Raw genomic sequence first — 13,850 nt, forward strand, 5'->3', positions numbered from 1 at the left:
GTACACAGGTTACTATTCCGATGATAACGGCTACAATTGTGAGTTCTCGCTAATTCCATTGAAGGCCGATGACGAAACTCGTCAAAAGCTTACTGTGGTTATAGAACCCCCAATCCTCCAATTCTTGCGCTCGCCCATGAGGCTAGTTAGGCGCGTGCAGGAGGCTTTGCATCAAGCATTTCGTGGATAGCGCGGGACGTCGCCACGAGCGGCACGCAAACACGCCCCTTGCCTAACCCGTTGATCCCGTTCACACTTACTCTCAACCCGTCATCCAAGAACGAGCTTTGAGGTTCCGAGCGTCCAAGACCCAATTTGAAAAACGGATACCCGAACGGGAGGACGACATGAAAACTTTGACCCTCGGGCTGGCCCTGACCCTGATGGCCTCGGCAGCCCCCGCGCAGCAGATGCTCAGCACCGCATCCCCCATCCCCGACGGCGCCGAGACTCGGTTCTGCTATTACGAAGGCATGGCCTATTCCGAAGACGCCTTTGTGCTGATGGTTGGTGACAACACCGTCACCAGCACGGTGAGCACGGTGCAGGAACGCCTGTTGCGTTGTTACCGCGAAAGCGACGGCGTGCTGCGTTGGCGGCCTCAGAGCACGTTTCAGGTCAGCAAGTAACGCCTGAACGGCCCCTAGCCCAGCTTCTGGTCCAGCCAGTCCGCGATCTGTGCGGCCGGCTTTTCCCAACCGGGCTCCATGAACAGAAAATGCGCGTGACCTTCTGCGGACAGAAAGGTCGCGCGGTCGCCATAGAGTTTCGCCAAGGCACGGCAGGTGTTGGGGTTCACCGCCCTGTCCTCCGAGCCTGAAACGATCAGAACCGGGCAGTCGACCTTGTCGATATCAACCTTCATCGCGTGGTGATCGTCGAACATCCAGAAAAACATCTCGAACATCACCCGCCCGCTTTCCGGGCCAAGCTGATCGAAGACCGCATGTTGCTGGGCTTCGGGCATTTTGTTCAATGCGAATGGGGCCATCAAGTCGAAATCGACGCGCATGGGCTGCTTCCAGAACGCCCCGCCCTCCATCAAGGCGCGCGGCACGGCGCGTTCGTCATCGGTTTCCGGCAGGGTGCCCCAGGCCGCGTTCGGGTTGATCAAAACGATGGCGCTGGCTAACCCGCGAGACGCAACCTGCTGGGCAACGACGCCCGCAATGGCATGCCCAAGGATCACGGGTTTGCTGCCCAACCCCTGAACGAATTCGGCAATGTCGTTGGCATAATCCAGCACGCTGGTGTCGGTCAGACCCGCATCGGGCTCGGCTGCGGGATCGCCGCCATGGAATCTCAGCGCCGGGGTGTGCGCCGTCCATCCACGGGCGCGGAAGAACTCCGCATAGTCCGCCATGCACCACGGCCCTGCAAACGCCCCGTGGATCAGCACAATCTCTTTGGTCATCACGTTCTCCCTCCGGCTCCTGACCCGAGTATGGGCATCCTGACACGCGTTACAACTGCACGTGATCGCTGTTGCGTGGGAAGACTGACAACTTAAACTCGGATGCATGAACTTCATCACCGACTACCAGCTGCCCCTGCTGTTGCTGTTCTTTCTGGCCGGATCGATTGGCACCGCGTTCCTGTTTCGCAAACCAGCGGGTCACCGGGCATGGAAGCTGGCCGACCTCGTGTGGGTCGTGTTGGGTGGGCTGGGCGCGCTGGTGGCGGTCATGGCCGGGCTCTACAAATCCGACAGCTCAAGGTTGGACAGGCAGATCGACGTTGCCTATGCGGCGACACTGGCCTTCGATCGCGACGCCGCGCGGTTCCGGCTGCGGTTCTGCGATCCGGCCTACGACCCAGACACGGCGGTTTTGTGCGACAAGGTCGAATTCCTGTCGGCCTCGACCGCCAGCAACGCCGACCTGCCGCTGTTCATCGCCGTCACCAACGAAGTTGCGCCGCTGCAGGGCCTGAACTTCATCTTCGGCGCACGGTCCCGAGGCCAGATGGATGACATTCAGGACATGGCCGCCAAGGCCGATGCCTTCGACATCGAGCAATTCCTGGTATTCACCACGCTGGACGAAGAAACGCAGACCGCTATCGACAACATGCGGCGGAAAGTGCCGGCAATCGCCGGAGACTATATGATCCTCGCGCAAAGCTATGATGATTTGATCGCTCAGGTCGCCAAACTGAAAGGAGAGTGGGAGTACCTCCAGGAAAACGCCCACATTCTCGTGCTACAGATCATCGCGCTGTGTCTTGTCAGCTTTGCGGCACCATTCCGGTTGGGCAAATCTGTTGTCGAGTTGCGGTCCAACCTCATCGCCGAGCCGACGGCGCGGCAGCCAACCTCCGAAGCACCTGCGACCGAGGTTACCGCGGTGGCACCTCAGGACGCGTCCGACCACGGCGCCCGGCGCCTGTAATGGCACGCGCCCGCAATAGTGTCGCGCGCGGCAGAGAGCGCATGAGCGCCCCCTCCTTCCCCGGTTGATCCGGATATCCACCGGCGGCCTTGTACAATTGCGCCGGCAGCAGCAGGCCCTGATCAACAGACGCCAGTCCGAAGACCCGGCTACGCAGATTGGCCCAACCTGCCGTCAAACTCGGGCTCAGGCCTGAGGACAGGTACCCAAGGCGAAAAACACCCGGACGCTGCGTTACAAGGTGCTCGGCCACCGCATCGGTCCACCCCGGCTCAAGCTCGGTCCCCGGACGGATGATCAGCAACCAGTCGCCCACCGCGGCGTCGCATCCCACGCGCAGCTGCGCGGTACGAGACCCGGCCCCGGCAACGATCCGGGCACCTGCTTCATCGGCAATACGCAACGTATGATCGGTCGACCCTCCATCGGCGATGACAAGTTCGCGGATCAGACCGGCGTGCAGACCTTCCATCAGGGTCCTCAGCGAGCGCGCGAGTTCGGTTTGGGAATCGAATGTCGGAATCACGATACTGATCGGGGCGGACACGTTCGAAACCTCTGGTCTTGGCAACGGGTTCGCTTATATCACCGCTCTCAGGGCAATGACGAGGACCCAAAGATGAGCACCCGCCGCATTTTGCGCCTGACCGGCACGGATACCGACAGCTTCTTGCAAGGTCTGGTCACCAATGACACCCGCAAGCTGGATGATGGTCTTGTCTACGCGGCCATCCTGACCCCGCAGGGCAAGTACCTGGCCGATTTCTTTCTGAAACGCGATGGCGACTCGGTACTGCTGGACGTGGTTGAGGGGATGGCGGATGCACTGATCAAGCGGCTGAACATGTACAAGCTGCGGGCGGACGTGCGTATCGAGGAAACCAACTTGCACCTGCAACGCGGAACCGGGCCCGCACCCGAAGGCGCCCTGCCCGATCCTCGTCACCCCGATATGGGCTGGCGCGCATATTCTGACGCTCCCGAAGCCGATGATGGAACGGATTGGGACGCAATTCGGGTGCGTTATTGCATCCCGGAAACCGGGATCGAGCTGAAACCGGACACTTATATCCTCGAGGCCGGTTTCGAGCCGCTCAACGGCGTTGATTTCAAAAAGGGTTGCTATGTCGGGCAAGAGGTAACCGCTCGCATGAAGCACAAGACCCAGTTGCGCAAGGGGCTGCGGGTTGTCGCCATCGACGGCGCGGCTCCGGTCGGCTCCGAAATCCTCTCGGCGGGAAAGCCAGCTGGTACGCTGTTCACGCAATCGAACGGACAGGCCATCGCCTATCTGCGCCTTGATCGGGCGGGCGACGACATGCAGGCCGGAGACGCCCGGCTGCGTCTGCTGGAGTGAGCCTGTTGCCCAACCGGCACGACCACTAACCGGGCTGCTTTGTAAACGTTTTATCCGGCCCGGCCACACGGTAAGACTTGAGGCACTTGGCTGATCGGGTGCCTGCATGCTCCAACTGTATTCAGCCATCTGGCGCGCCAGCGCCGGACGGCAAGTCATACTGATCCTGTTGTCCTTGTCGGTCGCTGCTCTTGCCGCGGCCCCGTTGGAGTTTCAACGGGACATCATCAACCATCTGACCTCGGACAATATCGAGGCGCCACATCTTCTGCTGCTGGGCGCCGGTATGATGGGGGTGATCCTGCTGAGCCTCGCCCTGAAATGGGTGCTGGGATATCGCGCGGGGACATTGGGCGAAGACATGATCCGTCGGATCCGTCAGCTTTTACTGGCCCGCACCGTGGATGTGGACGAGTCGGGCGAGAATGTCCGCAAGGGGACCATGACGACGGCCATTTCTGCCGAAGCCGAAGAACTGGGCAAATTCGCAGGCGGCGCGTTCTCGGACCCGGTCGTACAAATCGGAACCTTGGTCAGCGTGATTGGCTACATCTCGTCGACGCAACCCTGGCTGGGACTGATTGCCCTTTCGATGATCGCACCGCAGATCCTTATCGTTCTCGTCTCGCAGAGAAAGGTGAACGTGTTCGTGGCGGACCGCGTCCGCATATTGCGTAGCGCGACCGACCATCTGACGATCGAAAACATCGAGGCCGTGACTCAAGAGGTGCACGACCAGTTCGACGCGATCTACGACACCCGGCGGCGGATGTTCCTGTGGAAATTGTCGGCCAAGTTTCTGCTGAGCGTGATCAACGGTGCAGGCACCGTCGGTGTTCTGATGCTGGGCGGATGGCTGGTTCTGCAGGGAGAAACCGACGTGGGAACCGTCGTCGCCGCGACCAGCGGTCTGGCCCGGATCCAGGGGCCGACCGGGTTTCTCATCGCTTTTTACCGGCAGGTCAGCGCCAATCGCATCAAGTTCGAGCTGTTGCTGGAACTGTTCGGCCCGGACCGCGCCCGCTACCGCCGGGGCGGGGCTGCCTCGCAAGAAAAAAACCGCGCCGAATAGCGGCGCGGTTTCTTGGTCTTTCTCCGAGTATGACGCAACGTTACGCGCGCTCGGAATATTCCATGGTCTCGGTGTTCACGACGATCATCTCGTCCTGCGCGATGAACGGCGGCACCATGACTTTGACCCCGTTGTCCAGAACCGCCGGCTTGAACGAGTTCGCCGCAGTCTGACCTTTAACGACCGGTTCAGTCTCGACGACCTTGCAGACGACTTTCTGAGGCAGCGTCGCGTTCAGCGCCTCGCTTTCATAGAATTCGACCACGATGGTCATCCCGTCCTGAAGGAACGGACGACGGTCACCCAGCAAATCTGCAGGCAATTCAATCTGTTCATAGGTCTCGGCATCCATGAATACCAGCATCCCGTCGCTTTCATACAGGAACTGCTGGTCTTTCTGCTCCAACCGAACACGCTCGACCTTGTCCGCTGAACGGAACCGCTCGTTCAGTTTCGAACCGTTGCGCAGGTTCCGCAATTCCACCTGTGCAAAGGCACCGCCTTTGCCCGGTTTGACGTGATCGACCTTGACCGCCGCCCACAGACCGCCGTTATGCTCAAGCACATTGCCCGGGCGAATTTCGTTCCCATTGATCTTGGGCATGACATATTTCCTTCACACATGGTTGATGCGTCAGTTGTGGTCCCTATATCTGGCGGGACCGATCCATGCAATACAACGAAACCTAGTGCTGCACCTGCAGAGAGCCATGCAAATGACGCAACGCAACTATGCAAATTAGGTGTATCCGAATCGCACTAAATAGGTCATAAGGACCGCCACGCCGAAAATTACAAGAGCAAGAACAACAAGGAAAACGAGATGAGAGATTTCGTTGACGGCACCGCCTTTAACAATGAGCAAGGCAACCGTGCCCGCAAACTTTTCGCGGCCGTTGTGCTGGCTGCACTCGATGATGCCATCGCCGATGACAAGAAATACGGCAATGGCCCGGAACAAATCGCCCGCTGGGCACGCTCGCGCGATGGTCGCGAAGTGCTGTCTTGCGCTGGCATCGACCCGAACGAACGGGTTGTCCACGGACTGATGGAGTTCGTTGGCCGTGGCGTGCGTACGTCCGTCGCCCTGTCGCGCGAAGAAAGCGAACGCCGCAACGCGGCACAGCAGGCCGAAGCCGCCTAAGGCTTCGTCCGACCCAAAAACGCGCGCCGTTACTTTCGGCGCGCTTTTTTTTGCCCTGTACGCAGCGGAATGGTCGCATTCGTCGTGCAAATGGCCCGATCCGCGCTTTCGTCGGCTGAATAAATGCGGTCATCTGCCAACATCCGCAGGAGGCTCAGATGGTTCGCGCGATCATGATTCAGGGGACCGGCAGCAACGTCGGCAAGTCGATGCTTGTGGCCGGGCTGGCCCGGGCCTTTGCGCGGCGTGGTTTGAAGGTTGCCCCCTTCAAACCGCAGAACATGTCCAACAACGCCGCAGTGGCGACAAACGGAGGCGAGATTGGCCGCGCCCAGGCGCTGCAGGCCCGGGCGGCGGGGCGCCCGCCGCATACGGACATGAATCCAATCCTTCTGAAGCCGGAAACCGATACCGGTGCGCAAGTGATCGTTCAGGGCAAGCGGGCGGGAACGATGCGGGCCAAGGACTATCGCAAGGACAAATCCAAGCTTCTGAACGCCGCGCTCGAGAGCTTTGCCAGACTTTGCCAAGATGCCGACCTTGTGCTGGTCGAGGGCGCCGGCAGTCCGGCCGAGACCAACCTGCGGGCAGGCGACATCGCCAACATGGGCTTTGCCTGCGCCGCAAATGTGCCCGTCATACTGGTGGGAGACATTCACCGGGGCGGCGTCATAGCGCAGATCGTAGGCACCCATGCAGTGCTGGAGAACGCTGACCTTGCAATGATCCGCGGCTTTGCGGTCAATCGCTTCAAGGGAGACGTCAGCCTGTTTGATGACGGGCGCGACGACATTGCGGCACGCACCGGATGGCCTTGCCTGGGCGTCGTTCCCTGGTTTGAGGACGCCTGGAAACTGCCGGCGGAAGACATGATGGATATCCGCTCGCACGCAGGCGGCACCTGCAAGGTTGCGGTGCCGCAGTTGGAGCGCATGGCGAATTTCGATGATTTGGACCCGCTATCTGCCGAGCCGGGTGTTTCGGTCGAGATCATTCCGGCTGGCCGCCCCCTTCCCGGTGACGCGGATCTGGTGATTCTGCCGGGCAGCAAATCAACGATCGGAGATTTGGCCTTTTTCCGCAAACAGGGTTGGGACATCGACCTGTATGCCCATGTACGGCGGGGCGGCCATGTTCTTGGCCTCTGCGGCGGGTATCAGATGCTGGGCCGGGTGATCGCTGACCCCGACGGAGTGGACGGCAGACCCGGCGGCGTCGATGGGTTGGGTTTGCTGGACGTGGAAACGGTTATGTCCGGGGAAAAACGGGTCGAACTGCAATCAGCGCAGGCCTTGCCCGGCGGCGAGCCTGTCACCGGCTACGAAATCCACATGGGGCGCACCCAAGGTCCGGATACTGCCCGCGCATGGTTGCAGGTGGAAGGGCGCCCGGAAGGCGCCGCATCGAGAGACGGGCGCGTTCTGGGAAGCTACCTGCACGGCATTTTCGCGTCAGACGCCTTCCGCGCGTCGTTTCTGCAGCGGTTTGGAGCCAGGTCGGAACTGGCATACGAAGTCAGTGTTGAGCAAACGTTGGAGTCTTTGGCCGATCACCTTGAACAGCATATGGACCTTGATGCCCTGCTGTCACTGGCAGCCGAGCCTCGGTTCGGCTGAGCGTCAATCCAAATTCTGAGCGGCCAAAGCGCGGTTGATCTCGCGCCGCACCAGCTTGCGAATGTTGCGGGTGATACGTTCACCCAGCGCGCCCTGCAGTTCCTGACGGACGATGTCTGCGATCAACTCGCGCAATTCGTCTTCATCCATCGTGCCGGTCGCCATCGCCGGCGTTTCCTGATCCAGCTTCACCTCGGCCTCAGAGGCATCCCGGTTGTCCCGGATAAACGTGGCAGGCGTTGTTTCCTCGTCGCTGTCAGCGTCCATCTCCGCTTCAGACTCAGCCGCATCCTTCGACGCCGAAAACCCGGTGTCCGAGGCCCAACTGACCGTGTCGGTGCGCGTGCCGGAATAAGCGTCGTCGCTTTCACCGTCAGGCTCCCACTGATCTTCGGTCCGCGCAATCGCAGCCTCAAGAGCCGCTATCTTGGCGCTCAGGCTTCCGGCCAGATCCCTGCGGCCTTCGCGATCATCCGAAGACTCACCGCCAATGTCATTGATTGCCGGCGTTCCGGGACGAACGATATCGCAAGACCGCAACCGCATAGGTTGTGACAGGTCGTTGGCCGGGCGCACCGCCTCGACATTCGCAGCATGCTGCGAGGCCGCCTCAGCCGAGATCTTTTGGGCCAGCTTCAAAGGTGCTTTTGGATCCTCGGCCGGTGTGCCAACCCGCAGGGCATCCGTCAAAACCAGGCGTCCCGGCTTGCGAGCCGCAGTCGCTTTGATCAGGTTCGGGACCTTGCGCCCTTCTTCGCTGACCAAACGCTTGATCGACGACAATACGTCTTCGACACCTGCTTTGACACTGCTATCCGTCATTGTTCTCTACCGCTCTGACCTTTTGGACCAGTGTATCCAATCCGGTCGAACCTAACAACAGATAGTGTGGCTGATCATTCGCGCCGCAAAGCTTTGAGAACTCGATCCAGGTCGCGGCTTTGCTTGCTGATCTGTGCTGGCGCCTTTTTGACCAAGTTATAGTAGAGTGTCGGGTCATAAATCTGGACTGCCAGTCCAAGGCGCTCGGCGGTCAACAGACCTTGCGCCTGCAACAGCTGATAGGCAGCCAAAGACCGTTCCGTCCGCGAGGCAACTTCGGCCAATTGTGCGTCCAGCAAATCCTGCTGAGCGGTCAGAACGTCCAGCGTGGTCCGAGCCCCCAACGTGGCCTCTTCGCGAATCCCGTCAAAGGCGACCTGCGATGCGCGTACCCGTTCGACGGATGCCCGCAGGCTGGCCGTGGCCGTTTCAAAGCGCACATAGGCGTCCGTCACACCCTGAGTGATGTCTTTCTGCACATTCAGAAGGTTGGCGCGCGATGCATCCCGCTGAGCCATTGCTCGGCGCACGTTGGCCGCCAATCGACCACCGGCATAGATTGGCTGATTGAAATTCAACGAGATGGACGCATCGTTGGTATAGTCGTCGTTGTCATAGCTTTCCGTTATCCCCGCGTCCGCGTTCAGGCTGACATTCGGACCAAGGCCCGCGCGCTGCTGCTGCACGGTCAGATCCAAGGCACGCACCTGATGCTGCGCCGAAAGGATTGCCGGATGGTTTCTTTGTGCCAGGCTGATGGCCTCGGCCAATGAACCGGGTAGCTTCGGCAGACGCGGCTGGCCCGCTGTACGGCCAGGCTGTTTGCCGACGGCATTCACGTATTCCGCTTGAGCGGTGCTCAGGTCGCCTCGCGCATCGGCCAAATCAGCCTGCGAGCTTGCCAACTGCGCTTCGGACAGCGCGACGTCGGTCCGGGTGACCTCACCGACTTCAAAACGGTCCTGCGTGGCCCGCAGTTCCTCGCCCGAGAGATTGACGTTGTTCTGGCGAATTTGAACCGTTTCTTCCTGCAGCAGAACACTCAGATAAGCCGTCGTTGCGCGGAACAGAACCTGTTGCTCAATATCGATCAATGCCTGGCGGGTTGCCAGAACTGTTTCCTGAGCCGACTGTTTCCCGAGAATCGATGCACCGCCGTCATAGACCAACTGGCTCAGCGTTAACCCCGAGAAGAAGCGCGATGGTTCGACCGTCGACACCACAGTTCCGGCGCGGGTCTTGGCGTAATCCTGGCTGACACGGACGGTCCAGTTGATGATCGGGCGCAGGGCCGACAACGCGATTGCAACGTCTTCGTCGGCTGCGCGCAGCAAGGCGCGGTTCTGTTCCAACAGCCCGCTTGTGTTGTATGCACCGATGAACGCGTCGGTCAGATTGTCCGCCAAAACCGAGCGCCCCGGCATCACGCTCAGCGCGATTCCCGCCGTCAGAGCGACTGCCTTGACGAGCTTCCCTCCAGCCGTTCCAAGCATACCCAAATCCTCTCAAATCAAAATAACGCAAGCCCGCAGGCAGTTTGCGCCTTTGTTTTCAACTAATCAAGGGACCGCGGAAAACCGCTGATCGACTATAGCGAAAATGCACACTCGGCCGAAAACGCCGGCAGTACCGGGGCGTTTGCGTTGAAGCCATGACGCCAAGTCACCCGCCCATCGGACTTTCGACCAATGCGAACGGTGCCCAGATTGCCTTCGACGAACAGGCAGGCGATGCGGCCATGATCTTTCAGTTGATCGAGTAGGGCATCGGGCAGACGTTCCACACCGCCCTGGATGATGATGACATCATAGGGGCCATGCTCGGCCGCCCCCTGCTCCAAAGGTCCGACATGAATGATCGCGTTGTCGATATCCGCCTCCATCAGGCGGGACTGCGCGTCGGCTGCGTTGGCCTCGTCATCCTCGACGCCCACCACAAGCTGCGCCATGTTCGCGGCGACGGCGGTCGAGTATCCGAACGCCGGGGCGATATCCAGAACCACCTCGTCATTCGAAATATTCAATGCATCCAGCATCTTCGCCAGAGTCCTCGGCTCCAGCAGGCAGCGCCCGTTTCCCAGGTCGATCAGGTCGCCAGCATAGGCCACTTCGCGACTGGCATCCGGCACGAAGTTCTCACGCTGGACCTTCAGCATTGAATCGATGATCGGGAATTTGGTGACATCAGAGGGCCTGATCTGAGTGTCTACCATCGTGTGGCGTCGGGCTGCGAAATCCGTCATGTGACCGCTCGTATATTTCCCATGGTTGCTCGGCTTTTGCCACATCCGATCCCGCCCGGCAACGGCCAGCCCGGCAAAAATTGCAGGCCGCGACAAAAGTTGCCACTGCGCTGACCGACCATCCAACGCCGTGGTCGGCGGAATTTTCAGCAACCCTCTGGACGTTGTTCGGGAAAGCTGCTAGAACCGCGTCTGCACCACGTCAAGTAATTGAAATTGCTTGAAAAGGCGAGTTGGCGGAGTGGTGACGCAGCGGATTGCAAATCCGTGTACACCGGTTCGATTCCGGTACTCGCCTCCAACTTTCCAGCCTCGCATTGCATCACTGTTCTCTGGTCCTGTGATTGTCGCCTGGACCAGTTTGTTGATACGAAACGCCAAAATACGCGCGGAGATGGTTAGCGCAGCCGAGCTAACCAGTAATTTCCGAGCAAGGATTTAGTCCGCGCTGGGTCACCAGCGACGCGGTCGGTACATGCGAGCCCCCCCCGGAAAGGGCGTGCCTTGCGCTGACCGTCGGCTCAAACCGTGCTTCGGCCTTGAGGAATCACCTCATACCCCGGCTCTTCCGGTTCATCGTCCTGCATCTCGGCCGGAAAACCGGGCGCGGTAATGCTCAGCCCGGTTGCATCCTCGAGCCGTCGAATGACGTTGGGCGACAGCTCGCGCGCGCCATAGCGGGCGATGGCGTCGTCGAAGATCTTAATCATCAACGGGTTCATCTCCAACGGCACGCCGGCGCGGTCGGCGACCTCCTGGAACAGGCCGATATCCTTTTTCACCAGGTCCATGGTGAAGGAAATATCGCGCGAGCCGTTCAGGATCACCTGGCTTTCGGTCTCATGCACGAAGGACGTGCCGGACGAAATCTTGATCGCCTCGTAGGTGGTGTTCAGGTCCATCCCGGCGGCCTTGGCGGTCACCAGCGCCTCGGCGCAGGTGATCAGGTTGGCAGTGGCCAGATAGTTGGTCAGCACCTTCAGAACCGAGGCCGTGCCCAGATCGCCGGTATGCAGAATGCGCCGGCCCATGGTCGTAAGGAACGGCAGGATACGCTCGAACGTGGCCCGGTCGCAGCCCGCGAAGATCGAGATATTGCCCGTGGCCGCCCGGTGGCACCCGCCCGAAACCGGGCAGTCCACCGCCGCCCCGCCGCGTTCGATCACCATGGCCCCCAGGCGTTTGACCTCGGCCTCGTCGGTGGTGGACATCTCCATCCAGATCTTGCCGCGGGTGACCTCGGGCAGCATCTGCTGCATCACCGCGTCCGAGGCAGCCGGCGACGGCAGGCAGGTGATGACCGCATCGCAATCGCGCATCATCTGGGCCGGGCTTTCACCGGCTTTTGCTCCCTTGGCGGCGAACTCCGCCACAAGATCGGGGTTCAGGTCGTGTACCGTCAGGTCGATACCGTTGCGCAGCAGCGACCCCGACAGCTTGCCCCCCACATTGCCCAAACCGATGAAACCGACCTTCATGTTCTGCCCTCCCGCAGGCGCAATTTCGTTGACACGAGTATTTCCGTTGCCCATCGACAAAAGAAACGAATAATAAGTCAATCTAAATGCAAAATATTTTGGTGCTGAATGGACCGCCTGCCCAATCCGGCCTGGCTGCGCAGCTTCGAAGCCGCCGCCCGCCATCTGAATTTCACCACCGCCGCGCAGGAACTGGGCCTGACCCAGACGGCAGTGTCGCTGCATATCCGCTCGCTCGAGGCGGACCTCGGGCAGCCGCTTTTTGCCCGCAACGCCCGACACCTGTCGCTGACCGAGCTGGGCCAGTCCTATGCGCTGACCGTGCGCCGGGCGCTGTCGGATATTGCGCTGTCCACCAACAGCTTGTTCGGCCCCGCCTCGCGGCAGGCGCTGACCATCCGGGCGGCGATATCGACGATGACCTACTGGATCGCGGCCGAGCTGCCCGCGTTCAGCGCCCAGCACCCCGAGATCCCGGTGCGGCTGGTGTCACATATCTGGAACGACTCGGCCGCGCCTGCGGATGTGGACGTGGAAATCCGGCTGGGCTATGGCGACTGGCCCGGAGTTGCGGCCGAACAGCTGTGCTCGGAACGGCTGGTGCCCGTCTGCCGGGCGCAGGACCCGGCGCCAGACCTGCAAAACGGCCCGTTGATTCACATTCTGGGGTATGAGGACAACTGGGCGCGGTACTTCGAGGCCACGGGCACCGACCTGCCCGACCGCCCCGCGCGTAATTCGGCGGATACGACCGTCACGGCGCTGCAACTGGTGATGGCCGGCGCTGGCTATGCCACCGTTCTGGAGCGGTTCGCGCGCAACGCCATCGCCCAGGGCGCGCCGATCCGGGTTGCGGGGCCGGCGATTCCCTTTGCCCAGTCGCATTATCTGATCCGCAGCGTCAGCGCGGCGCCTCCGTCCATCCCTGCCCAGTTGTTCCTGGCCTGGCTGCGCGACCGGCTGGCCGGAGATGCCGCGGATTGATCCCGGCAAGTCGCTTTTTCGATCCGACGCGAGGCACTTGGCCCCGCGCGCTTGACAACCCCCCTGCCCGTGCCGCATGTCGCTTGCGTTGGTGTCTGTGCAAGCAGATGAAAAGGGAATGCGTCAGCGGTTTTCCGTCAAACGCAGCCGCCCCCGCGACCGTGACCGGAGAGGGTGCCCAAATGCCACTGGCCGCAGGCCGGGAAGGCGGGACATCCGACAGAGCGCCGCTCTGACATCCGCAAGCCGGGAGACCTGCCAACGCCCGAAGACAAACCGGACGGGGTGTTCCGGTGTCGGGCCCATGTCCGCAACGTGGCCCGCGCATACCCCGTCCCCCGACAACCGAGTGAGGGGGGATGAGAGACGTGACCGAGACCACACCAGTTGAACTGCTGGTCTGCACCACCTGCCGACGCGGGTTGCCCATCGAGGATGACGCCCAGCGCCCCGGCACGCTGCTGCACAAGGCGCTGGCCGCCGCCGACCTACCCGAGGGCATCACCCTGAAGCCGGTCGAATGCCTGTCGAACTGCGATCAGGGCTGCTCGATCGTTCTGCGCGGCGGGCCGTCGCGCTGGACCTTCGTCTATGAGAACCTGAACGAATCCGACCATGTCGAGATCATCGTCGAAGGCGCCACCAAATATCTGGCCGCCGATGATGGCCTTGTGAAATGGCGCGACCGCCCTGAACATTTCCGCAAGAACTGCGCCGCCCGCATTCCCCCGATTGGAGCCTGAGC

15 protein-coding genes, 1 tRNA gene and 1 riboswitch are annotated in these 13,850 nt (G+C 61.0%); of the genes, 9 read left to right on the plus strand and 7 right to left on the minus strand.

Annotated features, from left to right (window positions below; genetic code table 11):
• Positions 1-347 precede the first annotated feature (347 nt).
• Complete coding sequence (locus tag AC2FML_RS05545) at positions 348-629, plus strand: DUF1496 domain-containing protein (protein ID WP_170338238.1); 282 nt, start codon at positions 348-350, stop codon at positions 627-629.
• Between the two features lie 14 nt (positions 630-643).
• Here the strand turns inward: AC2FML_RS05545 and AC2FML_RS05550 are convergent, their stop codons facing one another.
• On the minus strand, positions 644-1,414 hold the full coding sequence (locus tag AC2FML_RS05550; protein ID WP_496782315.1) for an alpha/beta hydrolase: 771 nt from the start codon (positions 1,412-1,414) through the stop codon (positions 644-646).
• Positions 1,415-1,520: 106 nt separating this feature from the next.
• On the opposite strand from AC2FML_RS05550, the gene AC2FML_RS05555 reads away from it, so the two are divergent.
• Positions 1,521-2,390 carry a hypothetical protein gene (locus tag AC2FML_RS05555; RefSeq protein ID WP_496782317.1) on the plus strand — a complete coding sequence of 290 codons (870 nt, stop codon included), beginning with the start codon at positions 1,521-1,523 and terminating at the stop codon, positions 2,388-2,390.
• Here the strand turns inward: AC2FML_RS05555 and AC2FML_RS05560 are convergent.
• Positions 2,338-2,937: a glycosyltransferase gene (locus AC2FML_RS05560; RefSeq protein WP_496782319.1), complete on the minus strand. Its 600-nt coding sequence runs from the start codon at positions 2,935-2,937 to the stop codon at positions 2,338-2,340. The two genes, AC2FML_RS05555 and AC2FML_RS05560, sit on opposite strands and share 53 nt — an antisense overlap.
• A 72-nt stretch (positions 2,938-3,009) precedes the next feature.
• On the opposite strand from AC2FML_RS05560, the gene ygfZ reads away from it, so the two are divergent.
• Positions 3,010-3,747: a CAF17-like 4Fe-4S cluster assembly/insertion protein YgfZ gene (gene ygfZ / locus AC2FML_RS05565; RefSeq protein ID WP_496782321.1), complete on the plus strand. Its 738-nt coding sequence runs from the start codon at positions 3,010-3,012 to the stop codon at positions 3,745-3,747.
• Positions 3,748-3,853: 106 nt separating this feature from the next.
• Positions 3,854-4,819: an ABC transporter transmembrane domain-containing protein gene (locus AC2FML_RS05570; RefSeq protein WP_170338230.1), complete on the plus strand. Its 966-nt coding sequence runs from the start codon at positions 3,854-3,856 to the stop codon at positions 4,817-4,819.
• A 40-nt stretch (positions 4,820-4,859) separates the two neighbouring features.
• On the opposite strand, the gene efp is transcribed toward AC2FML_RS05570, so the two are convergent.
• Positions 4,860-5,423: an elongation factor P gene (efp, locus tag AC2FML_RS05575; RefSeq protein WP_093962584.1), complete on the minus strand. Its 564-nt coding sequence runs from the start codon at positions 5,421-5,423 to the stop codon at positions 4,860-4,862.
• Positions 5,424-5,642: 219 nt separating this feature from the next.
• On the opposite strand from efp, the gene AC2FML_RS05580 reads away from it, so the two are divergent.
• On the plus strand, positions 5,643-5,963 hold the full coding sequence (locus AC2FML_RS05580; RefSeq protein ID WP_093962585.1) for a DUF6280 family protein: 321 nt from the start codon (positions 5,643-5,645) through the stop codon (positions 5,961-5,963).
• A 158-nt stretch (positions 5,964-6,121) separates the two neighbouring features.
• Positions 6,122-7,579, plus strand: a complete 1,458-nt coding sequence (locus tag AC2FML_RS05585; RefSeq protein WP_496782322.1) for a cobyric acid synthase — start codon at positions 6,122-6,124, stop codon at positions 7,577-7,579.
• A 3-nt stretch (positions 7,580-7,582) separates the two neighbouring features.
• On the opposite strand, the gene AC2FML_RS05590 is transcribed toward AC2FML_RS05585, so the two are convergent.
• From AC2FML_RS05590 to AC2FML_RS05600, 3 genes are all read right to left on the minus strand, one after another.
• Positions 7,583-8,401 (minus strand): prolipoprotein diacylglyceryl transferase, encoded by an 819-nt coding sequence (locus AC2FML_RS05590; RefSeq protein WP_170443273.1) that lies wholly within the window; start codon positions 8,399-8,401, stop codon positions 7,583-7,585.
• Between the two features lie 74 nt (positions 8,402-8,475).
• Positions 8,476-9,894: a TolC family outer membrane protein gene (locus tag AC2FML_RS05595; protein WP_170338225.1), complete on the minus strand. Its 1,419-nt coding sequence runs from the start codon at positions 9,892-9,894 to the stop codon at positions 8,476-8,478.
• A 95-nt stretch (positions 9,895-9,989) separates the two neighbouring features.
• Positions 9,990-10,643: a protein-L-isoaspartate O-methyltransferase family protein gene (locus AC2FML_RS05600; RefSeq protein ID WP_170338223.1), complete on the minus strand. Its 654-nt coding sequence runs from the start codon at positions 10,641-10,643 to the stop codon at positions 9,990-9,992.
• A 227-nt stretch (positions 10,644-10,870) separates the two neighbouring features.
• On the opposite strand from AC2FML_RS05600, the gene AC2FML_RS05605 reads away from it, so the two are divergent.
• A tRNA-Cys gene (locus tag AC2FML_RS05605) sits at positions 10,871-10,944 on the plus strand.
• Between the two features lie 220 nt (positions 10,945-11,164).
• Here AC2FML_RS05605 and AC2FML_RS05610 read toward each other — a convergent pair.
• On the minus strand, positions 11,165-12,121 hold the full coding sequence (locus AC2FML_RS05610) for an NAD(P)-dependent oxidoreductase (RefSeq protein WP_496782325.1): 957 nt from the start codon (positions 12,119-12,121) through the stop codon (positions 11,165-11,167).
• Positions 12,122-12,229: 108 nt separating this feature from the next.
• Here AC2FML_RS05610 and AC2FML_RS05615 point away from each other — a divergent pair, with 108 nt between their 5' ends.
• Positions 12,230-13,105, plus strand: coding sequence for a LysR family transcriptional regulator (locus AC2FML_RS05615; protein ID WP_170438054.1), 876 nt, complete (start codon positions 12,230-12,232; stop codon positions 13,103-13,105).
• Between the two features lie 72 nt (positions 13,106-13,177).
• A riboswitch (cobalamin riboswitch) is annotated at positions 13,178-13,382 on the plus strand.
• Between the two features lie 82 nt (positions 13,383-13,464).
• Positions 13,465-13,848, plus strand: coding sequence for a DUF1636 family protein (locus tag AC2FML_RS05620; protein ID WP_093962591.1), 384 nt, complete (start codon positions 13,465-13,467; stop codon positions 13,846-13,848).
• The last annotated feature ends 2 nt before the right edge of the window (positions 13,849-13,850 follow it).

It is taken from the genome of Ruegeria sp. BHSC029, assembly GCF_059613085.1.